This is a genomic window from Rhodococcus sp. C3V (assembly GCF_029269915.1).
Lineage (GTDB): Bacteria > Actinomycetota > Actinomycetes > Mycobacteriales > Mycobacteriaceae > Rhodococcus_F > Rhodococcus_F qingshengii.
The window spans coordinates 112642-137659 of record NZ_JARJBE010000006.1 but is presented as its reverse complement, the minus strand read 5'-3'; the positions used below and the strand labels follow the sequence as shown (position 1 = coordinate 137659).

Here is a 25018-nt window from a genome sequence, read left to right as displayed (position 1 = left end):
GTCAGCCGCGCACGTCTTGGATCTCGATCAGAGCGTCCAACTCTGCGTCGACGTCCGGGGCCGCGTGACGACCCGTTCCGACCGCAAGGTTGATCACGGGTCCGATCGCCTCCAGACCTGCCTCGGTGAACATTTCGGCGTGTGACGTGGGCACCGGACGGTCGATGATCACCCCGGAGACGAACGGTCGCCACGCCGACGCGGTTCGCAGCGGGTCGAAGGTGTCGGCGTGTGCCGAGAAGAACAGCAGATCGCCCACGAACTTGCCCGGGCGGTATCGGTGAGCCAGTTCGGCGCCGGCGGAGTATTCCTCGAACAGTCGCTCGATCCGGTCGCTCGAGACCAAGGGGTGATCGCCGATGGCTTCGCGCAAGAGCGCTTCGGCGTCCTCGGGTGTCAGATCACGCTCGCCGGTGTCCGGGACCGAGATCCCCAACCCGCCGATCAGTTCGGCGAGAGAAGGCTGCGCGCCCGCCATCGTCGGGTCTTCGAGAACGAAGCTGTCGAGCAGAATCAGGTCGGCGACGCTCTCACCCGCGGCTTGCAACTGCACCGCCGCCGCGTGAGCGATCAATCCGCCGATCGACCACCCCAGCAGGTGATACGGACCGTGCGGCTGAACTCCGCGAATTTCCTCGACGTACCGCGCCGCGAAGTCCTCGATCAGCTCCGCCCGAAATTCGGAGTCCGTCAGGACCGGCGACTGCAGGCCGTAGAGCGGCCGGTTGGAGTCGACGTAGCGATCGAGCGCTCCGTAGCACCAGGCCAATCCGATGGCCGGATGGATGCAGAACAGTGGCTCGGCGCGGCCTTCCGGACGTAGTGGCAGGACTACCGCAAGTGCGGAGGTATCCGCGTCACTTGTCACAACTGTTGCCTCGAGTTCGAAGAGTCTGCGCGCCAATGCCTCCGGAGTCGGGTCGGAGAATATCCACGCGACGGGGACGGTCATGCTGGTGCGTTCTTTGATGGCAGCGACCAAACGCGTTGCCATGAGTGAGTTGCCGCCGAGTTCGAAGAAACTCGAATCGGCGTACGTGTCTACGTCGGCCAGATCGAGTACCTCCGCGAAAGCAGCGCAGATCGCGATCTCGTCGCCGCCTTCCGGACTGCGTCCACTCGGCGACTCCCAGTTGGGAGCAGGCAGAGCGCTGCGATCGAGCTTGCCCGCCGGTGTGGTCGGGACTGCGCCGATCACGACAACAGCGGACGGGATCATGTGCGCAGGCAGCGATATACCTGCGTGACGGCGTAGCGCGGCGGCGTCGAAGTCCGCATGTGCCGGGACGACGTACGCGACGATCCGAGCGTCGACGCCCTCCCCGACGACGACGCTGACAGCCGAATGCACGGACGCTTCCGCTGCCAGCACCGCGTCGATTTCTCCGAGTTCGATTCGGAACCCTCGGATCTTGACCTGGTGGTCTGCGCGTCCGAGGTAGATCAGTGCCCCTGAGCGATCTTCGCGCACAAGATCCCCGGTGCGGTACATCCGAGCGCCTTCGGGTCCATGCGGGTCGGCGACGAAGCGCGCGGCTGTGAGTGCGGGGTTGCCGAGGTACCCGCGGGCGAGACCGTCGCCGCTGACGTAGAGCTCACCGACGACCTGGCCGGGAACCGAGTGCAGTCGGGAATCGAGAATCATCGCGTCCACGCCGCGGATCGGGCCGCCGATCGTCACGGGCTCCCCCGCGACCAGCGAATCACTGATGGTGACTGCGACGGTGGCCTCGGTCGGGCCGTACGCGTTGAACATTCGGCGCCCCGGTGCCCACCGAGATACGAGGTCGGCGGAACAGGCGTCGCCGCCGACGACGACGGCTTCGAGATGGTCGAGCCCGGCGGGATCGACAGTCGCCAAGGCGGCCGGAGTCACGAAAGCATGGGTGATCGTCTGCTCGTCGAGCAGTTCGTGCAATTCGACACCGCCGAGAACTGTCGGCGGCGCTATCACCATCGTTGCGCCGGCGCCGAAAGCCAGAAGGAGCTCGAGAACCGACGCGTCGAAGCTCGTCGAGGCGAAGCTCAGAGCGCGAGAGTGCGCGGTGACGCCGCAACGCTCCCGCTGTTCGTCGGCAAACGCTGCCAGTCCCGCGTGAGTGACCAACACGCCCTTGGGTTTTCCTGTCGAGCCCGAGGTGTAGATCAAGTAGGCCGGGTTGTCGAACTCGAGTGGCGCGTCCGGCAGTGTCTCGGAATGGACTGCCTCGATTTCGGTGGTGAATTCGATCGCATCCAACTCGATCCACGATGTGACGCCCGGAAGGTCGGCCGCATACTCGCCCCTGGTGATACCGAGTACCGCTCCACTGTCGGTGAGCATGTGCTCGATCCGCTCGGCGGGGTACGCCGGATCCACGGGAAGAAACACTCCGCCGGCTTTCGCGACGGCCCAGAGCGCGATCACATAGTCGGCCGACCTCGGAAGCGCCAGTGCCACAATCATTTCCGGCGCTATTCCGCGAGCGATCAACGCAAACGCCATAGCGTCGGAGCGTCGGTCGAGTTCGCCGTACGTGAGCGTGACGGATGTGGCGACGTCGACGATTGCCGGAGCGTGCGGATCGGCAGCGCCGCGAAGCAGCAACTCCGGCAAGGTCAAGGCATCGCCGGCCGGACGTCCGGGCAACGCACGCAGGCGACGTCCCGCAAGATCCACGTCACCGACGACGGCGGAGGGCTGGGCAGTCAGTGTCTCGACGATCGTTTCCAGCATCACTGCAAACGACTCCGCCGTATCGGTGTCGAAGAGATCCTTCGCGTAGGTGAGGGAGGCCTCGTAGCCGCCGCCTTCCTCCGCGGTCTGTTCGACAACGGTGAACTGCAGGTCGTACTTGGCGATGTCCGGTGTGATCTCGTGGGCACGAACGGCAAGTCCAGGCAGGTCCCACGTCGTCGGGTGGGCGCCGTGGAACGAGATCATCGTCTGAAACACCGGATGACGGTCGGTGGTCCGGGTCGGCGCCACCACGTCCACGACCTGCTCGAACGGAATGTCCGCGTGGGCGAAGGCGTCGAGATCGACGGAGCGGACAGTACGCAGAACGTCGACGAACGTCGACCCGGGATCGACCGTCGTGCGCAGTCCGACCGTGCCCACGAACATTCCCACGAGGTCGTCGAGAACTCGGTGTCCTCGCCCGGCGACCGGAGATCCGATCACGATGTCGGTGCTTCGACTCAGCCTGGACAGCAGGACGGCATAGGCAGCGTGCAGCACCATGAACGGCGTCGCCGCATTGGCTCCGGCAACCGCCTCGACCGCGATCCGGGTGTGCGCCGGAAGCGAGACCGCCGTGTGGGCACCGCTTAACGACTGGGTGCGCGGGCGCGCTCGATCGCTCGGAAGGTCGATCAATTCAGGTGCTCCCGGCAACGTCTCCCGCCAGTACGACGCCTGTGCCCCGAGCACGCTCGCGGATTCGTTCACCGCGCCCAGCGCTTCCCGCTGCCAGATGGCGAAGTCCGCGTAGTGCACTTCGAGCGGGGTGAACTCGGGAGCGTGTCCCGAACTTCTCGCGACGTAGGCGGTGAGCACGTCCTTCATCAACGGCGCGATCGACCATCCGTCCGCCGCGATGTGGTGGATCACGATGACAAGTGTGTGGTGCTGCGGCGTCGATTCGAGCAGGAGCGCGCGAACGGGAGCTTGGGTCGTGATGTCGAAGCCGCGCGACGCGAATTCTCTGGCGAGCTCTGCCGGTTCACGGGTGTCCGCATTTCCGTACTCGAGCGAGGTGAATGCATCCTGGATCACCTGGTGTGGACCGGTGCCGGAGTCGGGGAACACTGTGCGCAGGATTTCGTGTCTTTCGATCACGTCGAGGACAGCAGCTTCGAGGGCCGGCACGTCGAGTGCACCGTCGAGGGAGATCGCAGCAGGGACGTTGTACGCGGGTGAGCCGGGATCCATCTGGTTGAGGAACCAGATGCGTGCTTGCGCGTAGGACAGCGGAATTCGCTCGGGGCGGTCTACGGCGGTGATCGGTGGAAGCGCCTTCGCCCCGGCGGATGTGTCGAGTATGGTGGCAAGTTCCCGAATTTCGGGGTGCTCGAACAGCATTCGGACAGGTACTTGCCTGCCCAACGACTCGCCGAGTCGCTGGGCCAGTCTGGTGGCGAGCAGTGAGTTGCCACCGAGTTCGAAGAAACTGTCCGACGCACTGATCTGTTCGATACCCAGCAGTTCCGCCACGACGCCGGCAACCTGGAGTTCGGTCGCGGTCGTCAGCGGCTCGACACTTCGCTCGGACGAACGCAGTGTCGGCGCCGGCAATGCCGATCGGTCGAGCTTCCCGACGGGGGTCAGCGGTACGTGATCGATCGGGGTGATCGCCGACGGCACCATGAAGGCGGGCAGTGAGCGGCGCGCATGGTTCAGCAACTCGTCCATCTCGACCGCATCGGCACCGAGCACTACGTACGACGCCAACATCGTCTCACCGGAAGCTGCGTCGACGCCCACGGTGACCGCGAACTCGACGCCGGGGTAAGTGCTGAGGACGGAGTCGATCTCGCCCAGTTCGATGCGGAATCCGCGCACTTTCACCTGGTGATCGGAGCGTCCGACGTATTCGATCGTCTCGAGCGGCGTCCACCGAACCAAGTCACCGGTCCGGTACATGCGGGTGCCGGCCGGGCCGAACGGCGCTGCCACGAATCGCGTCGCCGTCAAGGCGGGTTGGTCGAGGTAGCCGCGGGCAAGTCCCAGGCCGGCGATGTAGAGCTCACCGGTGACCCCGACGGGTACCGGCTGAGCCGAGCCGTCGAGAATTACCGCGGACACGCCGCGGACGGGCCCGCCGATGGTCACGGTCTCCCCCACGCTCAAGACATCACTGATGCAGACCATGACGGTGGTTTCCGTCGGCCCGTAGCCGTTGAACAATCGGCGACCCGGTGCCCACTTACGGACCAGTTCGGGTGGGCATGCCTCGCCACCGACAACGATCGACTGCAAGACGTCCAGCCCGGTGGGATCGACCGAGGCCAGCGCTGCCGGTGTGATGAACGCGTGGGTCACCTGGTGATCGGTGACCAATTCGGCGAGGTCCTGGCCGCCGTAGACGTCGGGAGAGGCGATCACCATCGTCGCGCCTTCACCGACTGCGAGCAGCAGTTCGAGGATGGATGCGTCGAAGCTCGGTGAGGAGAAGTGCAGCGTCCGCGACTGCGCCGAGATGCCGTAACGCGCCGTCTGCTCGGCCGCCAATGCGCTCAGGCCACGGTGAGTGACGCTGACACCCTTGGGCTTTCCTGTCGATCCGGAGGTGTAGATGATGTAGGCGAGGTTGTCGATTCGGATCGGCGCGGCCGGAACCGGCTGCCCGACACCGTCGCCGTGGATGTCGTCCATTGTCATCCACGGAACCGGGCGGGGCAGTGATTCGATCACCGCTTCCGTCGTCACTCCGCGAGTGGCTCCGGAGTCGGTGAGCATGTGCAGAATGCGATCGGCGGGGTATCGCGGATCGACCGGAACAAACGCGGCGCCGGTCAAGGAAACGCCCCACAAGGCGACGATAGAGTCGATCGAGCGCGGAATCGCGATCGCCACAATGTCTTCGGCACCGATCCCTTCCGTGGTCAGACGGCGGGCAAGCGCCGATGCACGGGCGAAGAGATCTCGGTAGAGCACGGTGGTGTCACCGGATCGAAGGGCCACCGAATCGCCTGAACGGGTGGCGGTCCGCGTCAATATTTCGGCCAAGGTACGCGAGGCTGTCCACGCCGGACCTCGTACCGGCATCAGCGACGCCCGCTCGAGGGTGCTGAGGAAATCTAGGTCGCCGATCGCGGTCTCCGGATCTGCGGCGACGGCGCGGGCCACCGACTGCACACGCGCGGCGATCGTTTCCGCGGTGGCAATGTCGAAGAGCGCCTCGGCGAACCTGAGCGACCCGGTGATCTCGGTCTTCTCGGAATCGCCTGCCAGCAGGGTGAACTCGAGGTCGAACTTCGCGACGGACGGTTCGAGTGCTTGCGCTTCGAGATGCGCGTCGTGGACCGTGACCTGCGGCGAAACCACGTTCTGGTGATAGGACAGCATGACCTGGAACAGGGGGTGTCGCGTAGTCGACCGGTCGAGATCGAGGGCGTCGACCAGCACCTCGAAGGGCAACTCGGGGTGCGCAAAGGCGGCAAGGTCGCGTTCACGGACGACCTCGAGCAGAGAGGTGAACGGCGCTCGGTGATCGACCGGCGTGCGAAGCGGTACCGAATTGACGAACATCCCGATCAGGGAATCCAGCTCGGGTCGCCCGCGGCCTGCCACCGGGGTGCCGACCACCACGTCGTCGGTTGCACCGAGACGCGCGAGAACAACCGCCAGGATCGCGTGTACGACCATGAACTGCGTCGAGCCACTGCGCCTCGCCAAGGCGGCGAGACGCTCCCCGGTCGCCGCGTCGATGACGATCGGCACCGATCCCACGGCGGTCGTGGAGACAGATCCGCGTGGGCGATCGACCGGTAGCAGTACCTCGTCCGGGGCACCAGCCATGGCAGTGGTCCAGAAGGTCAGTTCGCGGGCAACCAGAGACTCCTGGTCGCCGACCTGTCCGAGCGAGTCTTGCTGCCACACCGCGTAGTCGGCGTACTGCACGTCGAGCGGTGTGAAAACCGGGGCGTCTCCGACGACGCGTGCGGAGTACGCCGCGACGAAATCTGTCGCAAAGGGAGTCAGGGACCAGCCGTCGAAGGCGATGTGGTGGATGACGACGACCAGTACGTGAGCGAAAGTGTCCTCGCGCACCAACATGGCCCGAATCGGCAGATCCGAACCGAGATCGAACCCACGCGCCGCGAACTCCGTCGTCGCCGCGTCCACACCTTCGGATCCGCGGTAGCGCTCGACGGAGAACTGCACGTCGGAAATTGCTCGGATGACCTGGCTCGGGCCGTCGGGGCTGTCGACGTAGATCGTTCGAAGCACCTCATGGCGTGCAATGACGTCCGCAAGCGCCTCCTCGAGTGCATCGCCGTGGATGTCTCCGGTGATGCGGATCGCGAACGGAATGTTGTAGACCGCGGACTGGGGGTCGAAGCGATTGACGAACCACAGGCGCTGTTGCGCGGCGGAGAGCGGTAGGCGGTCCGGCCGAGCGCCGGCGCTCAGGGCAGGTCGATCGTCTGATTCTCCGGCGCTCGCCGCCAGACGTGCAGCAAGCGCTTCGACGGTCGGCGCTTCGAAGATCGAGCGAACGTCCACCGTGAGTCCCGTCGCTGCGCTCAACCGCGCGGACACCTGCGTCGCGACGAGCGAGTTGCCCCCGAGATCGAAGAAGCTGTCTCCGGCCCGGACCTCGGGCACGTCGAGCAGTGAAGCGAACACGTCGGCAACGGTTCGTTCGAGTCCGGCCTCGGGTTCACGGCCCGTTCCGAGGATTTCGCGCGGTATCGGCGTCGGCAACGCTCTGCGATCGAGTTTGCCGACCGGAGTCAACGGAATGGCGTCGATCGGGGTGATCGACGACGGAATCATGTACCGCGGCAGCGTGTCGGCGAGTCCCACGAACAGCGACTCGATATCAGCGTCGCCGCTCAGCAACACGTACGACGCCAGAGTGGTACCCGCGGCGGATTCGACGGGAATCGTCGTGGCGAACTGGACGAGAGGGGAATCCATCAGAGCAGCGTCGATCTCGCCGAGTTCGATGCGGAACCCGCGGATCTTGAGCTGATGATCGCTGCGGCCCACGTAGCGAAGGGTCAGGTCCTTGGTCCAGCGGACCAGGTCACCGGTTCGGTACATCCGGGCACCGGGCGTCGAGTACGGATGCGCGACAAACCGATCCGACGTCAGCGCGGGACGAAGGTGGTAACCACGTGCAAGGCCCGGCCCACCGATGTACAGCTCGCCGACGCCGCCGATCGGGACCGGTTGCAGCCGAGAGTCGAGCACCACGGCGTCGATTCCGCGGATGGGACCGCCGATGGTGATCGGATCCCCCGGTGAGAGTGGGTCACTGATGGCAACCATGACAGTGGTTTCGGTCGGACCGTATCCGTTGTGCAGTCTGCGCCCGTTGCCCCAGCTCGAGACCAATTCCGGCGTGCACACGTCGCCGCCGACGACTACGCATTCCAGTGCCGTCACGCCCGCCGGATCGACGGTCGCCAGCGCAGCCGGAGTGATGAAGGCATGAGTGACCTCGTGGCTTCGGAGGAACTCGCTCAACGCCTCCCCTCCGTAGATGTCGGGAGGGGCGATCACCATCGTCGCGCCGGTCGAACCGGCGAGCAGTAGCTCGAGTACGGCGCCGTCGAAGCTCGGCGACGCAAAATGCAGAGTTCGCGACCCGGCGGTGATCCGGTACCGATCCTGTTGTTCGCGAGCAAGATTGGCCAAACCCGCGTGAGTGACGACGGTGCCCTTCGGCACTCCGGTCGAGCCGGACGTGTAGATGACGTACGCGGCCGACGCCGCAGTGATCGACGCTGTTCTGTCAGCGTCGTCGATGGCAGAGTCGGAGTAGGCGGCACATTCTGCAACCGTGTCCGCGTCGCCGAGGTCGATCCAGACTGCGACGTTCCCACCGGCTGCCGGACCGGCCGCAACCTCGGCGGACCGAATTCCGATCCGCACACCCGAATCCGCGAGCATGTGCGCAACTCGATCTGCAGGATAACGGGGATCGACCGGGACGAAAACGCCACCGGCTTTGGTGACCGACCAGACTGCGAGCACGGAGTCGACCGATCGGGCAACTGCCAGTGCGACCGGTGTCTCGGGGCCGACGCCCAGGTCCATGAGGTATCGAGCGATCCGATTCGATCGACGCTCCAGCTCCCCGTACGAGAGTGAGCGCTCGGAGTCTTCGAGGGCGATCGCGTCGGGATACGTCCTCGCGGTATCCCCGAGGATCTGCGCCAGCGTCGATTCGCCCACCGAAGCCACGCCGCGCCGCGGCAATATCGCGGCACTCTCCCGGGATCCGAGTACACGAAGGTCACCAACCGGTGCAGTCGGTTCCGACACTGCCGATTCCACGAGGGTTACGAAGTTTCGCGCCAAGGCTTCGACGGTCGCGTTGTCGAACAGGTCGGTGGAATAGGTGAACGTGGCATCGATCCCAGCTGCGGCCCCGGCCTCGTGACGTTCGGTGACGGTGAGCTCGAGGTCGAACTTGGTCAGCCCCGTCTCGACTGCCCGCGCCGTCATCGACACCCCGGCCAGTTCGGCTGTGTGAGCGGTGGTTATCCGCGAGGTGATGGCAGCTTGAAAGACCGGATGGTGCGCAGGCGAGCGGTCCAGTTCGAGCGCGTCCACGACGACGTCGAAAGGCACGTCCGCATTGTCGAAGGCATCCACGTCGACGGCCCTGACCTGCGACAGGTGTGCGGCGAACGTTGCGTCCCGATCGACGACGGTCCGTAAGGCCAGAGTGTTGACGAACATGCCGACGAGCAGATCGAGAGATCGGTCCCCTCGTCCGGCCACCGGTGTTCCGATGACGATGTCGTCCGTGCCGCTGTACCTGGCCAGAAGCAGGGCGAAGCACGCGTGCAGGGCGATGAACGGCGTGGCGTCGTGATCGGCGGCAAGTACAACGAGCTTCTGATGCGTGGAAGCGCCGATTCTGATGTCGACTCCGGCTCCGCGCATGGTCGGGTCGAGTGCGCGCGGACGGTCCGTCGGCAGGTGGAGCTGCTCGGGCGCTCCCGCCAGCTGCTGCTTCCAGAACGCGATCTGTGAGTGGGCAAGTGAATCGGTGGATGACGCGTCGCCGAGGTGTTCTCGGTGCCAGAGCGTGTAGTCGGCGTACTGCACCGGAAGGGGTGCCCACTGCGGGCTGTTGCCGCCGACGCGGGCGGCGTAGGCGCCGGTGAGATCAGCAGCCAACGGCGCGAGCGACCAACCGTCGGCCACCATGTGGTGCAGAACCACTACGAGGACAGCTTCCTCGTCATCGCCTTCCTTCTCGGCGGCGACAGTGATCATCAGGTAGCGCACCGGACGTTCGCGGACCAGATCGAAACCGGCCGAAGAGAATTCGAAGATCACTCTCTCGAGGCTTCCGCGTTCCACGTCGATCGACTCGAGCCCTGCGATCCCCTCGCCCAGGCCCAGAACCTTCTGCGTCGCGTTGTCCCCGATCTGAGGAAACACGGTGCGTAGTGACTCGTGACGTGTCACGACGTCCACGATCGCGGCACTGAGTGCGTCGGGATCGACGGCGCCGCGCAACGACACCGCCAGTGGAATGTTGTACGCACCTGATTCCGGTGCCACGCGGTTCAGGAACCACAGTCGCTGCTGCGCGGGAGCGAGAGGCAGTACCGCCGGCCGGGCCACGACCTGAATACCGTCGGCGTCCGGGGTCTGTGCCGCACGCTCGATCGTCGCCGCGATCCCGGACACCGTGGGATGGTCGAAGAGTGCACGCAGCGGCATTTTAACCCCGGTGGCTTCGGTCAAGCGCGCTACCGCCGTCGTCGCTACCAGCGAGTTTCCGCCCAGATGGAAGAAATTATCGTCGAGTCCGAGCGGTCCACTACTCAGGATGTCAGCCAGAACCGCCGCAACCTTGCCCTCGGTCGGGGTCGTCGGGGGTCGGAAGACCTTGGTGGAGGCCAGGATAGGCGAAGGCAGCGCACGCCGGTCCAGTTTTCCGTTGGTGGTCAACGGAATCGAATCGAGGACCATGAAGGCATCGGGAACCATGTAGGTCGGGAGGGCTTCGGCGGCGTGAGCTCGGAGGACTTCGGCGTCCACGACGTCGGAAGCGGTCACATAGGTCACGAGAGCGCCGCCCGCCGGCGTCGGAGCCACGACGGTCACGGCATCGTCGATTCCCGGCGCGCTGAGGATGACGGAGTCGATTTCGCCGAGTTCGATCCGGAATCCGCGGATCTTGACCTGCGCGTCGCCGCGTCCGAGGTACTCGAGTTGTCCGGGCGCAATCCATCGTGCGCGGTCGCCGGACCGGTACAACCGTCGTCCGCCGGCATTGAACGGATCGGCGACGAACCGGCCCGCGGTGAGGTCTGGACGGCCGAGATAGCCACGGGCGAGTTGACCGCCCGCGACATAGATCTCCCCCGCGATCCCCACCGGGACCGGGGAGAGATGCTCGTCGAGCAGGTACACACGAAGTCCGTCGATCGCGTCACCGATCCGGCTGCCGGTCAGCGCACTCGCGCTCGCCCGGTCGAGTTCGAGATGGGTGACGTGCACCGTCGTCTCGGTGATGCCGTACATGTTGACGAGTGCAGGCCCGAATTCCGTGTGATTGTCGTGATTGTCGTAGCCCGCGTGATTGTCGTACCAGCGCCCGAGGCGACGAAGATCCAAGGCTTCGCCACCGAAGATCACGTACCGGAGCCGGGTCTCCGAATCGGCTCGAAGGTCGGCTTCGATGTACTGGTAGAAGGCCGAGGGCGTCTGATTGAGCACGGTGACGCCTTCTGCGGCGACCAGCGCGCGGAAGGCATCGGGGTCGCGTGATACCTCGTGATCGACCAGGACCAGCGTTCCGCCGTGGAGCAGCGCGCCCCACAGTTCCCACACCGAGAAGTCGAAGGCGAACGAGTGGAACATCGTCCACACGTCGTTGCCGTCGAATCCGAATTCGACGTGCGTGTTCTCGAACAATCGCACCACGGTGGCGTGGGTGACGGAGACACCTTTGGGTCGGCCCGTCGACCCCGAGGTGTAGATCACGTACGCCAGATTGTCGGCTCCGTGTCCGCGCGGGCGCTCATCGGTTTCCAGACTCTCACCGGAGTACTCGTCGGACTCGACCCCGACGACCGCCACGTCAGAGTTCGGGAAGGCGGAGTTCGGGAAAGTGGAGTTCGGGAAAGTGGAGTTCGGGAAAGTGGAGTTCGGGAAAGTGGAATCGGAGATGACGCACACCGGTTGCGCATCCTCGACCACGTATGCCAAACGCTCGGCGGGGTGCGCACGATCGAGTGGGAGGTATCCGCCGCCGGCCTTCACTACCGCGACAGCGGCAACGATCATGTCCACGGATTTCGGCAGCATGATTCCGACCAACGACTCGGATCGCACGCCATGATCGACGAGCTTGCGCGCCAACTGATTCGATCGTCGATCGAGTTCGCGGTACGACACGCGCTCGCTGCCCGCGACAACGGCGATCGCTTCCGGGGTCGCCCGAATGCGGTCGGAAAGGATCTCGGAGAGCGTTCGGACCGGGGTAATCGGCAGAACGGGCGGCACCAGCGCCTGGCGCGCGTCCGGGCGCAGTAGATCCACTGAGCCGAGCGCCGAGTGCGGAGTACCGACCATCGCGGTCAAGATTCGTAGATAACGGTCGGCGAGGTCCTCGGCTTGCTCTTTCGTGCCGAGCCAATCCAGAACACCGGAGATCGGCTGATCGAAATCGGCATGCTCACCAGTCGGAATCGCCAGGGAGACAAACAGTTCCGGCACGGTGGCCAGATCCGATCCGATAGGCGCACCGACCATGAGCCCCGGAAATCTCGGGTGAGCATCCAGCGGCTCCTCGAAGCAGACCATCGCCCGGAACAACGGGCCCGTCTCCACCCAGCGGCCGTCACCGAGTGCGGCGGTCACCGAAGACAGAAGAATGTCTGCGTGTTCGAGAGCTTCGATTGCGACAGTGTCCACCGCACCGACCAGGTCGGTGAGCGTCATGGTGTTCGACACCGTCGAGCGAAGCACTAACTGGTTGGCGAACATCGAGACGAAATCGTCCGGATTGGAGGCGCCGTACCCTCGGACCGAGACGCCGATCGACACCTCGTCGGCCGAACCGACGCGGCGCAGCAGTCCGGCCATCGCAGACTGGAACAGCACGAACAGACTCGTGTTCATCGTCGTCGCCATCGTCTCGAGGCTCCGGCAGAGGCCTGCCTCGATCTCGAGGGGCGTGGACGTTCGACCGGTTCCGGCGACGACCGGCAAACCCAGTTCCTCGGCGGGGTTCGACAAGGTCGCAGACCAGTACTCGACGTTGCGGGCGTGTTGGACTTCGGCGATCCATTTCCCCGCGGCGTCGGGGTCGATGTCCATCAATCGAGTTCCCGATTCTGCGGCGCAGAATAATTCGAGGAATTCGAGGAAACGCCGGTGGTGACGCGAGATGTCCTCGTTGGTGTACAGGTCTGGGTTCGCGGCGAAGTCGATCTGGATCTCTTCGGCTGCGGAAGTCTGATAGACGTTGACGGAGAGGTCTTCGATCGGCCCGGTCGAGATCACGTTCAGTTCGCCGTGCGCGTCCCCGAGAGTGATTCCGGAATGGAACAGCATGAGGTTGATCAACGGCCCGTGGAAGCCTCGTCCGTCGGCGATGCTGTGATCACCGGCGTTGAGGTCGCGTCGTAGGTCCTCGTGGCGGTACTTCTGATGACGCAGTGCGCCGGTGAGTTCGATCTTCACCTCGTGCAGCAGGTCCCCGACCGCGAAATGCGGATCGACGCTCGCACGTATCGGGACGACGTTCGACATCATTCCGCCGGACCGGCGAGCAGCTTTTGTCGTCCGCCCCGAGACCGGCAGGCTGAGGACCACGTCGCGGGTCCCGGTGGCCCGGGCGAGGTAAGCCGCCAGTGCACCGATCACCACTGACGACGTCGTCACGTCGTGGGCGGCGGCCAGCCGTTTGAGGGAGCTCCGCAGTTCCGTAGGTACCGTGGCCGACCGTAGGCGAGACCATGCCTGCGACGGAGCAGTCGAGGACGCGAGCGAGGTTCCGCCCGGTTTGTCGGCCATCTTGGTGTTCCAGTAGTCGCGATCGCGTTCCCACCGGGTTGAGCCCAGATAGTCGGCCTCTGCCTTCACCAACGATTGGAGGGGGGCAGTTACCGCTGGGGGAACTGGTAGATCGCGCACCGCGGCGGTGTAGATCTCGGCTGTGCGGTTCATCATCGACATCGCGCCGAAACCGTCGAGCGCTACGTGATGAATACGGCTGTACCAGTAGTAATGGTCGTCGCGAAGCACCAGGACTGCCAGCCTGACCAGGCGATCGGTGAACGGATCGATGGCAGCAGTGTGCTCTCTGCGCATCCATTCCTGCGCTGCAGATTCCGGATCCGATTCGGCGCGAAGATCGACCACGTTGAGGGAGTCGTCCATGTCGAGATCGAGCCACTGACGCGCAACCCCGTCCACCTCGACCAGGCGCAGATATCCGGAGCCGATCTCACGACCGGTCTGTTTGCTGGCAGCGGTCAGCAGCTCGATGTCCAGTGGGCCGTCCACGTCCACGTACTGAGCGATGCTGACGGGAATCTCGGGTCGAAGCTGTTGTGCGACAAGCAGGGAAAGTTGCGCGGCAGAAAGAGGGAAGGTGAGTTCGTCGTCCGGACGAGCTGCGGAAACGATTCCTCGGTCGGGACTGCCATCCACACGAATCTCCCTCTTACAACTTGATCATGATGCAAACAGGTTTATGCGTCCGCTGGACGCTTCGAACTGATCGGGGCACTTCGAAAATGAGACGAATACTTTGGAAAGCTCGGGTGGAAACTGGCAAATCGCCCGCCGGAGATCACATCGTGACAATCAGCTGCGATGTTACCGATCAGTCAGCTTCCAGCAAATATTCATCAAACAACCATTTGGGACTATTGTCCTGAATATCATGGCTAAAACGGCCCTATATAACAAACCGAAGCGCCGGTACCCGACGAACGGGCACCGACGCTCCGGTGAAATGTATTCAGTTGATCGTGCCGAGGTTGCTTGTCAGACCGTGAAGCCGAGTGCGCGCAGTTGCTCGCGTCCGTCTTCGGTGATCTTGTCCGGTCCCCACGGCGGCAACCACACCCAGTTGATCTTCATGTCGGTACACAGATCGCTACGCACAAGTGCGCCGCGCGCCTGGTCCTCGATCACGTCGGTCAACGGGCACGCCGCCGACGTCAAAGTCATGTCGATCGTGACGACACCGTCGTCTTCGAAGAGTCCGTAGACCAAGCCTAGATCGACGACGTTGATTCCCAGTTCGGGATCGACGACGTCGCGCATCGCTTCTTCGAGTTCGTCGAGTCGCTCAGGCGACGGGACAGTGCCACTGCCCTGTGCGCCACCGAATTCCGCAGTGGAATCGGGATTCGGATTCACCGGAGCGCCGACCTCGGCGTCCTGCACTGGTTGTGTCTCGGTCATGATCCCTGTCCTTCAGTCGTGTCGACCAATTCACTGCTGCTGTCCGCCGTCGTCACAGCACTGCCGTCGACAATCTGGACTACAGCATCCTTGAATGCCATCCATCCGAGCAAGGCGCACTTCACGCGTGCCGGATACTTCGAGACTCCGACGAACGCGATACCGTCGCCGAGAACGTCCTCGTCCCCCTCGACGGTGCCCCGACTGCTCACCATCTCGTTGAACGCCGTCACCGTCTTCAGTGCGTCGGTGACCTGCATCCCGATGACGAGGTCGTTGAGCACCGACGTCGACGCCTGGCTGATCGAACAACCCTGACCGTCGTACGAGACGTCGGAGACCGTTCCGTCCTCGGATATCTGGACGCGCAACGTCACCTCGTCGCCACACGTCGGGTTGACGTGGTGCACCTCGGCGCCGAACGGCTCACGGAGTCCGCGGCCGTGCGGATGTTTGTAGTGATCGAGGATCACTTCCTGATACATCTGCTCCATGCGCATGATTCAGTTCAACTCCCCTGCGACACCGAAAAATTCCTGCGCACGCTTGATCGCTGCAACGAGAACATCGATTTCCGCGGTGGTGTTGTAGAGCGCAAACGACGCACGGGCCGTCGCAGCGACACCGAACTTACGATGCAGCGGCCACGCACAATGGTGTCCGACGCGAATCGCGACGCCCTCGTCGTCGAGGATCTGTCCGAGGTCGTGGGCGTGAATACCGTCCACGACAAAGGAAATCGCTCCGCCGCGGTTCTCGGACGTCTGTGGTCCGATGATGCGCAGACCTTCGATCGCCGACAACTTTTCGAGAGCAGCCTCCACCAACACGTGCTCGTGCGCAGCGACGGCGTCCATCCCGAAGGTGTTCAGGTAATCCACGGCAGCGCCCAGTCCGACCACCTGTGAGGTCATCGGTACGCCGGCTTCGAAACGCTGAGGCGGCGGCGCGTAGGTGCTGACCTCCATGGTGACCGTCTCGATCATCGACCCGCCGGTGATGAACGGAGGCATCGCTGCCAGCAGTTCACGACGGCCGTAGAGAACTCCGACCCCCGAAGGGCCGAGCATCTTGTGGCCCGAGAACGCCGCGTAGTCCACTCCCAGTTCGTGGAAGTCGACGGCCATGTGAGGCACCGACTGGCACGCGTCGAGCACGACGAGTGCACCGACGGCGCGTGCTCGTCGCACCAATTCCTCGACGGGCGCGATCGCGCCGGTCACGTTGGACTGGTGGGTGAACGAAACGACCTTCACCGCGTCTGTCAGCTCCAGCGAATCGAGATCGATCCGGCCGTCGTCGGTGACTCCGTACCACTTGAGCGTCGCACCGGTTCGGCGCGCAAGTTCCTGCCAGGGAACGAGGTTGGCGTGGTGTTCGAGTTCGGTGATGACGATTTCGTCGCCAGGACCGACATGGCGGTCGAAGCGATCGTCACCGAGAACGTAGGTCACCAGATTGAGAGCCTCGGTGGCGTTCTTGGTGAACACCAACTCGTCCGAATCCGCGCCCACGAAAGAAGCGATGGTGGCGCGAGCATTCTCGTACGCGTCCGTCGCCTCTTCTGCGAGCTGATGAGCACCCCGGTGTACTGCCGCGTTACACGTGGTCAGGAAGTCCCGTTCGGCATCGAGAACCTGGACCGGACGCTGCGAGGTAGCGCCGGAATCCAAGTACACCAAAGGTTTTCCGTCGCGCACGGTTCGCGCCAGGATCGGGAAGTCGGCCCGAACCGCTGTGACGTCGAGCTCGCGCACCGAGGTGGTCATCGTGATTACGCTCCCTGGGTAGCTGCGGTGTCCGCGGTGAAACGAACGTAGCCGTTGGTCTCGAGCTCGTCGGCCAGCTCCGGTCCACCGGACTCGACGATGCGGCCACCGACGAACACGTGAACGAAGTCGGGGTTGATGTAGCGCAGAATGCGCGTGTAGTGCGTGATCAGCAGAACGCCGCCGTTCTCGCGCTCCTTGTAGCGGTTGACGCCTTCGGAGACGGTGCGCAGAGCGTCGACGTCGAGGCCGGAGTCGGTCTCGTCGAGGATCGCGATCTTCGGCTTGAGCATGCCCAACTGCAGGATCTCGTGGCGCTTCTTCTCGCCACCGGAGAAGCCTTCGTTGACCGAGCGCTCGATGAACGAGGGATCGATCTCGAGCTCGCTGAGGGCTTCCTTGACTTCCTTGACCCAGTGGCGCAGCTTGGGAGCCTCGCCTCGCACGGCCGTAGCGGCGGTGCGCAGGAAGTTGGACATGGAAACGCCGGGAACCTCGACGGGGTACTGCATGGCCAGGAAGAGCCCGGCACGTGCACGCTCGTCGACGCTCATTGCGAGGACGTCTTCACCGTTGAGGGTGATGGAGCCGGACGTGACCTGGTACTTGGGGTGACCGGCGATGGCGTACGACAGAGTCGACTTGCCGGAGCCGTTGGGGCCCATGATCGCGTGGGTCTCCCCGGAGCGGACCGTCAGGTCGACGCCCTTGAGGATCTGGATGGGCTCGGCGTTGGCATCGGAGTTGGCGACCTCGACGTGCAGGTCACGAACCTCGAGGACCGAGGTGGTGGTGTTGTCACTGGTAGACATGAAATTCCTTCAAGATGAGGCGGGCGAGCGTAGCGACGGGGTGGTGTCGCAGGCGGGGCGGTCAGGAGCCGACGGCTGCGAGTTCGGCTTCGACTGCGGCTTCGAGGCGATCGCGCACCTCGGGAACAGCGATCTTGTTGATGATTTCGTGGAAGAACCCACGTACGACCAGACGACGAGCCTGATCCTCCGGGATACCACGAGCACGCAGGTAGAACAGCTGCTCGTCGTCGAAACGTCCCGTTGCACTTGCGTGGCCGGCCCCGACGATCTCACCGGTTTCGATTTCGAGGTTCGGAACCGAGTCGGCGCGGGCGCCGTCGGTCAGCACCAGGTTGCGGTTGAGCTCGAACGTGTCGGTGCCCTCCGCTGCGGCGCGGATGAGAACGTCGCCGATCCACACGGTGTGCGCGTCGGGCTTGCCGGATCCGGGATCTCCCTGAAGCGCACCCTTGTAGACCACGTTGGACTTGCAGTTGGGCTGCGAATGGTCCACCAGCAGACGCTGTTCCAGATGCTGGCCGGCGTCGGCGAAGTACAGGCCGAGCAGTTCGGCGTCGCCGCCCGGTCCGTCGTACTTGACGGTGGCGGACAGGCGAACCAGGTCGCCGCCCAGGCTGATCGAGGTGTATCGAAGCACTGCGTCGCGGTTCAGGCGAGCGTGGTGTGACGTCACGTGAACTGCGTCGTCCGCCCAGTCCTGGATGGCCACCACCGTCAGCTGCGCACTGTCACCGAGAACGAATTCGATGTTCTCCGCGAAGGTTCCGCTGCCGCGCTGGTCGATCACGAACGTCGCCTTGGCGAACTGCGCCAGACGAATCTGGGTGTGTCCGTAGGCGACGTTGTCGACTCCGGGGCCGGTCATGGTGACCACGACGGGCTTCTCGACCTCGACCTCGGCGCCAACCGAGATGACCGTTGCCGTCTCGAAGCTGGAATACGCCTGCGCTGCAATGCGATCAGCGGGAACGCCGGCTTTGCCCAGACGTGCGTCGTCACGGCCGACGGTCTCGACGGTGATGTCGCTTCCGCCGTCGACCTCGACGGTGACCTGTCCGTTGGCGACGGCGCTGCCGTCGTGCAATCCCCGGAGACGACGCAGCGGGGTGAACCGCCAGATCTCGTCACGTCCGCCGGGAACCTCGAAAGCATTGACGTCGAACGAGGAGAACTGCTCACCCTTGTTCGTGATGGGTGAGCCTGTGGCTGCACCCTTTACAGGAGCGGTCGGGTTCTCCCCGGCAACAGCTCCGATGACTCCGGTCTCTGGCGTGGTCACTAACCCACAGCCCCTTCCATCTGAAGTTCGATAAGGCGGTTGAGCTCGAGCGCGTACTCCATCGGGAGTTCCTTCGCGATGGGCTCGACGAATCCACGCACGATGGTGGCCATCGCCTCGTCCTCGGTCAGTCCGCGGCTCATCAGGTAGAAGAGCTGATCGTCACTGACCTTCGAAACGGTGGCCTCGTGACCCATGGTGACGTCGTCCTCGCGGATGTCGACGTACGGGTAGGTGTCGCTTCGGCTGATCTGGTCGACCAGCAGAGCGTCACACTTGACGGTCGACTTGGAGCCGTGGGCACCCTTGTTGACCTGCACCAGACCGCGGTACGACGCACGTCCACCGCCGCGGGCGACAGACTTGCTGATGATGGTCGAGGACGTGTGCGGCGCGAGGTGGAGCATCTTGGCGCCGGTGTCCTGGTGCTGGCCCTCGCCGGAGAACGCAACGGAGAGAACCTCACCGCGGGCGTACTCGCCCATCAGCCACACGGCCGGGTACTTCATGGTGACCTTGGAGCCGATGTTGCCGTCGACCCACTCCATGGATCCGCCGGCCTCGACCTTGGTGCGCTTGGTCACCAGGTTGTAGACGTTGTTGGACCAGTTCTGGATGGTCGTGTAGCGGCAGTGGCCGCCCTTCTTCACGATGATCTCGACGACGGCCGAGTGCAGTGAATCGGACTTGTAGATCGGCGCGGTGCAACCCTCGACGTAGTGCACGGAGGCATCTTCGTCGACGATGATCAGGGTGCGCTCGAACTGACCCATGTTCTCGGTGTTGATGCGGAAGTACGCCTGCAGCGGGATGTCCACGTGGACTCCCGGCGGAACGTAGATGAACGAGCCGCCCGACCACACGGCGGTGTTCAGCGCGGAGAACTTGTTGTCGCCGGCCGGGATGACCGATCCGAAGTACTCCTTGAACAGCTCCGGGTGCTGCTTGAGACCGGTGTCCGTGTCGAGGAAGATGACGCCCTGCTCCTCGAGGTCCTCACGGATCGAGTGGTAGACGACCTCGGACTCGTACTGAGCTGCGACGCCGGCAACGAGGCGCTGCTTCTCCGCCTCGGGGATGCCGAGCTTGTCGTACGTGTTCTTGATGTCCTCGGGCAGGTCTTCCCACGACTCGGCCTGCTTCTCGCTGGACCGGACGAAGTACTTGATGTTGTCGAAGTGAATACCTTCGAGGTCGCTGCCCCAGTTCGGCATCGGCTTCTTGTCGAAGGTGCGCAGCGCCTTGAGGCGGATGTCGAGCATCCACTCGGGCTCGCTCTTCTTGGCGGAGATGTCCCGCACGACAGCCTCGGACAACCCGCGCTGCGCGCTGGCTCCGGCTTCGTCGGAATCGGACCAGCCGTAGCCGTAATGACCGAGGGACGCGATGGTCTCTTCCTGCGTGAGCGGCTCGGTGCCTGCTGCCGCAGTGGTAGTCGCCTGGTCTGATGTGACGGTCATGCGAGCTCCTTCCGGAGTCTTGTTTCTTGACGGCTGCTCGGGTTCAGCGAGGGCTGGTCGCTGTGGTCGAGCAGTTCTGACTTTGAAGAACTAGCTGAAAAATCTCTATTCGAACGCTGCACGGTGGCAACGCTCTGTAGAACACTCTGGTCCGGTCATCTACTCCCGGTGGACACGAGGGGCACGTGCGTCGTGCAGGCGCAGTCACCGTTGGCGATGGTCGCCAGACGCTGAACATGAGTCCCGAGCAATTGCCGGAATGCTTGCTGCTCTGCCTCGCACAGTTCCGGAAACTCTTCTGCCACATGGGAAACCGGGCAATGGTGTTGGCAGATCTGCACGCCGTTACCGACCGGCCGGGTCGACGCTGCGAACCCCACCGCGTTGAAGGCTTCGGCGATTGCGTCCGCTGTCGCCTCGACGTTGTCGACATCTGTCGGATCAGCCGGTTCGACGTCTCCGACGATCGCCTGGACCCGGCGCTTGGCGAACTCCTCGATTGCCGCGTCTCCGCCGATTTCACGGAGTTGCCGCATCGCGGCTCCCGCCAGATCGTCGTAGGTGTGGCCGAGGCGGCCGCGACCGGTCGCGGTGATCTGGAACTGCTTGGCGGGACGACCTCGTCCACGCTGACGCAGCGACGACGCCGAAGCGGTACGGGCTTCGCCCGACTCGATCAACGCATCCAAGTGACGTCGGACACCTGCGGCACTCAAACCGAGGCGCGTGCCGATTTCGGAGGCGGTAATGGGGCCTTCTTCGAGTAACAGCTTGACCACTGCCGCCCGCGTCTGACCTTCGACGCTCACTGTCACCGGATTTGCGGCAGCACTCGGCGAGGCCGCTACAGTGGGCTGACCTGCAACTTCCTTGCTTCGTGGGTCTGACGCATTTCTTTTCACAACACAAGTGTGACGGAATTCTTTTCGCAGGTCTACTAAGGGCAACCTGCATTACATTCGGGAATATCCGGACAACGTACGTTGTTTGTGCTTGTCTGTCCGGCTGGATGGAGCCGCTACGCTGCCTGGTGTGCCGCAGACCCCCGAGAAGACGACGACCGCCCGATCGGCGCGCGCGATCCTGCTGGAAAAACCCAAGGCACTCGCGCTTTCCACAATCGGCGTTCGACCTTTCGGATCCGCTCCCCGGCAGAGTATGGCCGCGGTGCTGCACGGCGACGAGGACGAGCGCCCTGGCCTGAACGCGAAGGAAACCGCACAACTGCGAGGGATTCGCCGATTCGGCGCAACCGGCGCGGTCTTGATGGCAGTCGGAGCGCTCGGCGCCGGCGCACAACCCGTCCTGCAGAATCCGACCGCAGGACTTCGAGTCCTCAGCCTTCCCGGACGTATGCCGACGGTCTCACTCACCATGACGATGACCGGAACCGTGCTCGTCGTTCTGGCCTGGCTGATGATGGGCCGATTTGCAGTCGGGGACATACGCAGCCGTTCCGGCGCACCGCGGCGCATGACCCGTTCCCAGTTGGACCGCACACTCCTGCTGTGGATCCTGCCGCTCTCGGTCGCACCGCCGATGTTCAGCCGCGACGTCTACTCGTATCTGGCTCAAAGCGAAATCGCGGCCCGTGGACTCGATCCGTACGCCATCGGCCCCAAGGCGGCACTGGGCGTCGACCACGTTCTCACCCGCACGGTTCCGACGATCTGGCGCGACACCCCGGCTCCGTACGGACCGTTCTTCCTGTGGCTGGGACGCGGGATCAGCTCACTGACCGGCGACAACATCGTGGCCGGAATCTTCTTGCACCGCTTGCTCGCATTGGCCGGCGTCGCGCTCATCGTGTGGGCGATACCGCGACTGGCCAAGCGATGCGGTGTCTCTGCCGTCAGTTCGCTCTGGCTCGGTGCCGCGAACCCGCTGTTGCTCTTCCACTTGGTGGCCGGCATCCACAACGAAGCGCTCATGCTCGGGTTGATGCTCGCCGGAATCGAGATCGCCCTCCGCGCAGTCGAAGGGTCCGGGCCCATCCGTGGGCGAGCGCTGTTCTATCTCGTTGCGGGATCAGGTTTGATCGCGTTGTCGTCGACCGTCAAAATTCCGTCCTTGCTTGCGCTGGGATTTGTCGGCATGGCCTTGGCTCGGCGTTGGGGTGGAACCTGGAAAGCCCTGGCGGGAGCCGCGATTCTCCTGGGCATCGTTGCCGCTGTCGTCACGTTTGTCATCAGCGTGGCCAGTGGGCTCGGTATGGGTTGGATCAACACCCTCGACACCGCCACGGCAGTCCGGAGTTGGATGTCCATCCCGACGCTCCTGGGCGTCGGCACGGGATTGGCAGGCGTACTGCTCGGACTCGGCGATCACACGACGGCGATCCTCACGATCACGCGGCCCATCGCTACTCTCGTCGCCATGCTCGTCACCGCACGGATGATGATCTCGGTCTACATGGGCCGCATCCATCCGGTCGGCGGACTCGGCATCGCGCTCGGCGCGATCGTTCTCCTGTTCCCCGTCGTTCAGCCGTGGTACCTGCTGTGGGCGATCCTTCCGTTGGCGGCGTGGGCCACCGCGCCGATTTTCCGCATCCCTGCCGTCGTCTTCACCTCGATCGTCAGCGTCATGTTGATGTCCAACGGCGCCGAATACCTTCCGTTCATGATCGTGCAGGCCGTCATCGCGACCATCCTCACCGCCGGAACGCTCATCGTCTTCACCCGCAATTCACTCCCCTGGCGTAGCGACAAGCCAGTAGCGGAGATCACGAAAGGCGGACCGGTAGACGAAGACAACTCGGCGGGGGCTTACGCTGATTCCCCGTGACCTCGAGAGCCTCCAGATCGTCGACGCCGGCGGTACAGATCCAGGGTGTCGTCAAGTCCTTCGACGGTGTTCGAGCCGTCGACGGTATCGATCTCACTGTCGAGACGGCCCAGGTCGTTGCCCTGCTCGGCCCCAACGGAGCCGGCAAGACAACCACCGTCGAGATGTGCGAAGGGTTTGTCACCCCCGATGCCGGCACGGTTCGAGTGCTCGGTCTCGACCCCATCGCCGACTCCGGTGAAGTCCGCTCGCGAATCGGCGTCATGCTGCAGGGCGGCGGCGCGTACCCCGGGTCCAAGGCCGGGGAAATGCTCGACCTCGTGGCCGCATACTCGGCCGACCCGCTCGATCCCGCCTGGCTCCTTTCCAAACTCGGCCTCACCGATGCGCGCAAGACCCCGTACCGCCGCCTCTCCGGAGGCCAGCAGCAACGACTGTCCCTGGCGTGCGCGCTGGTCGGGCGTCCCGAGTTGGTATTTCTGGACGAACCCACCGCCGGCCTCGACGCTCAGGCGCGCCTGCTCGTGTGGGAACTCATCGACGCTCTGCGACGCGACGGCGTGAGCGTCCTGCTCACCACACACCTCATGGACGAGGCCGAAGCGCTCGCCGACGAACTGGTCATCATCGACCACGGCAAGATCGTCGCGTCGGGAACGCCGGCGGAGGTCACCAGCAAGGGCGCCGAAGGACAACTCCGTCTGACGACGGTTCCCGGTTTGAGCCTCGATTCGCTGGCCGGTTCACTCGCCGGGTTCCGCATCGAGGAATCCAACCCCGGCACCTACGTCGTCGAAGGTGCAATCGATCCGGCAACCGTGGCAACAGTTGCGACGTGGTGTGCCGATCAGGACGTGCTGATCAACGACATTCGCGTCGATCAACGGAGTCTGGAAGACGTCTTCCTCGAATTGACGGGCCGGGAACTGAGGGGATGACGGAGATCAAGGTCATGAACGAAACAGCGTCGAACGGCCAGAGCAGTCCCATCAGCGTTGCCAGAGACCGACGGCTCGCCGAGAACCGCTTCGAGCCAGGCACCTTCTCGCCGGATCCCCGCCCCAATTCGGCGGCCAAGATGCTGGCGGCGCAGACCAAACTGGAGCTGACTCTTCTGCTCCGCAACGGTGAGCAATTGCTGCTCACCATGTTCATCCCGATCACCCTGCTCATCGGACTGTGTCTACTCCCGATCGGCGATTTGGGCGATTCTCGGGTCGATACCGTGCTCCCTGGTGTCATGATGGTTGCCGTGATGTCGACGGCGTTCACCGGACAGGCCATCGCCGTCGGATTCGACCGCCGATACGGCGCGCTCAAGCGACTCGGTGCAACGCCGCTACCGCGGTGGGGAATCATCGCAGGCAAGAGCGCTGCCGTCATCATCGTCGTGGCTCTGCAGTCACTCTTGCTCGGCGCTATCGGTTTGGCGTTGGGATGGCGTCCGTCGTTCGTCGAACTTGTACTCGGTGCAGTGGTCATTGCCATCGGTACTGTCACATTTGCAGCGCTTGGCCTACTGCTCGGCGGTACTTTGCGAGCAGAGATCGTTCTCGCGCTCGCCAACATCCTGTGGTTCATCATGGTGGGCATCGGCAGTGTGGTCTTCGCCAGCGGCGAACTTCCGACCGCTGTTCACACGCTGGTCCGCATTGTTCCGTCCGGCGCTCTCGCACACGCACTCGAAGCGGCCCTCGACACCTCGATGGACTGGTTTTCGATTCTCGTACTACTCATCTGGGCCGCAGTGGCCGGAGTCTGCGCAGCAAGGTGGTTCAAGTTCACGTGAGTACACGACGGACAGC

At 63.9% G+C, this 25018-nt stretch carries 11 protein-coding genes; 3 read left to right on the top strand and 8 right to left on the bottom strand.

What is annotated here, in order from left to right:
- Window position 1: 1 nt before the first annotated feature.
- From P3G66_RS17500 to P3G66_RS17465, 8 genes are all read right to left on the bottom strand, one after another.
- Window positions 2–14341: a non-ribosomal peptide synthetase gene (locus P3G66_RS17500; protein WP_276116927.1), complete on the bottom strand. Its 14340-nt coding sequence runs from the start codon at window positions 14339–14341 to the stop codon at window positions 2–4.
- Window positions 14342–14680: 339 nt separating this feature from the next.
- Window positions 14681–15103, bottom strand: a complete 423-nt coding sequence (locus tag P3G66_RS17495; protein WP_003944963.1) for a metal-sulfur cluster assembly factor — start codon at window positions 15101–15103, stop codon at window positions 14681–14683.
- On the bottom strand, window positions 15100–15603 hold the full coding sequence (sufU, locus tag P3G66_RS17490; RefSeq protein WP_003944894.1) for a Fe-S cluster assembly sulfur transfer protein SufU: 504 nt from the start codon (window positions 15601–15603) through the stop codon (window positions 15100–15102). The genes P3G66_RS17495 and sufU overlap by 4 nt, the downstream gene beginning before the upstream one ends.
- A 3-nt stretch (window positions 15604–15606) precedes the next feature.
- Window positions 15607–16872 carry a cysteine desulfurase gene (locus P3G66_RS17485; RefSeq protein ID WP_003944865.1) on the bottom strand — a complete coding sequence of 422 codons (1266 nt, stop codon included), beginning with the start codon at window positions 16870–16872 and terminating at the stop codon, window positions 15607–15609.
- 5 nt (window positions 16873–16877) lie between these two features.
- Window positions 16878–17684, bottom strand: coding sequence for a Fe-S cluster assembly ATPase SufC (gene sufC / locus P3G66_RS17480; protein ID WP_003944795.1), 807 nt, complete (start codon window positions 17682–17684; stop codon window positions 16878–16880).
- Window positions 17685–17745: 61 nt separating this feature from the next.
- Window positions 17746–18966, bottom strand: coding sequence for a Fe-S cluster assembly protein SufD (gene sufD / locus P3G66_RS17475; RefSeq protein WP_042919809.1), 1221 nt, complete (start codon window positions 18964–18966; stop codon window positions 17746–17748).
- Complete coding sequence (gene sufB, locus P3G66_RS17470) at window positions 18966–20426, bottom strand: Fe-S cluster assembly protein SufB (RefSeq protein WP_003944799.1); 1461 nt, start codon at window positions 20424–20426, stop codon at window positions 18966–18968. Before sufB ends, sufD begins: the two co-directional genes overlap by 1 nt.
- A 155-nt stretch (window positions 20427–20581) precedes the next feature.
- Entirely contained in the window at window positions 20582–21328 is a 747-nt protein-coding gene (locus tag P3G66_RS17465; protein ID WP_269455348.1) for a metalloregulator ArsR/SmtB family transcription factor, read from the bottom strand.
- Between the two features lie 130 nt (window positions 21329–21458).
- Between P3G66_RS17465 and mptB the strand changes: the two genes are divergently transcribed.
- The 3 genes from mptB to P3G66_RS17450 are packed head-to-tail and all read left to right on the top strand — an operon-like array spanning window position 21459 to window position 25002.
- A complete protein-coding gene (gene mptB / locus P3G66_RS17460) occupies window positions 21459–23213 on the top strand; it encodes a polyprenol phosphomannose-dependent alpha 1,6 mannosyltransferase MptB (RefSeq protein WP_003944776.1) in 1755 nt (584 codons plus the stop codon).
- Complete coding sequence (locus P3G66_RS17455) at window positions 23210–24151, top strand: ABC transporter ATP-binding protein (protein ID WP_007727917.1); 942 nt, start codon at window positions 23210–23212, stop codon at window positions 24149–24151. The genes mptB and P3G66_RS17455 overlap by 4 nt, the downstream gene beginning before the upstream one ends.
- Complete coding sequence (locus P3G66_RS17450; protein ID WP_003944914.1) at window positions 24148–25002, top strand: ABC transporter permease; 855 nt, start codon at window positions 24148–24150, stop codon at window positions 25000–25002. Before P3G66_RS17455 ends, P3G66_RS17450 begins: the two co-directional genes overlap by 4 nt.
- The last annotated feature ends 16 nt before the right edge of the window (window positions 25003–25018 follow it).

Bases quoted from the DNA above. Each gene is read 5' to 3' on its own strand.
- P3G66_RS17495 (WP_003944963.1), bottom strand. From the start codon at position 15,103: ATGACCGAGACACAACCAGTGCAGGACGCCGAGGTCGGCGCTCCGGTG.
- sufU (WP_003944894.1), bottom strand. From the start codon at position 15,603: ATGCGCATGGAGCAGATGTATCAGGAAGTGATCCTCGATCACTACAAA.
- P3G66_RS17485 (WP_003944865.1), bottom strand. From the start codon at position 16,872: ATGACCACCTCGGTGCGCGAGCTCGACGTCACAGCGGTTCGGGCCGAC.
- sufC (WP_003944795.1), bottom strand. From the start codon at position 17,684: ATGTCTACCAGTGACAACACCACCACCTCGGTCCTCGAGGTTCGTGAC.
- sufB (WP_003944799.1), bottom strand. From the start codon at position 20,426: ATGACCGTCACATCAGACCAGGCGACTACCACTGCGGCAGCAGGCACC.
- P3G66_RS17450 (WP_003944914.1), top strand. From the start codon at position 24,148: ATGACGGAGATCAAGGTCATGAACGAAACAGCGTCGAACGGCCAGAGC.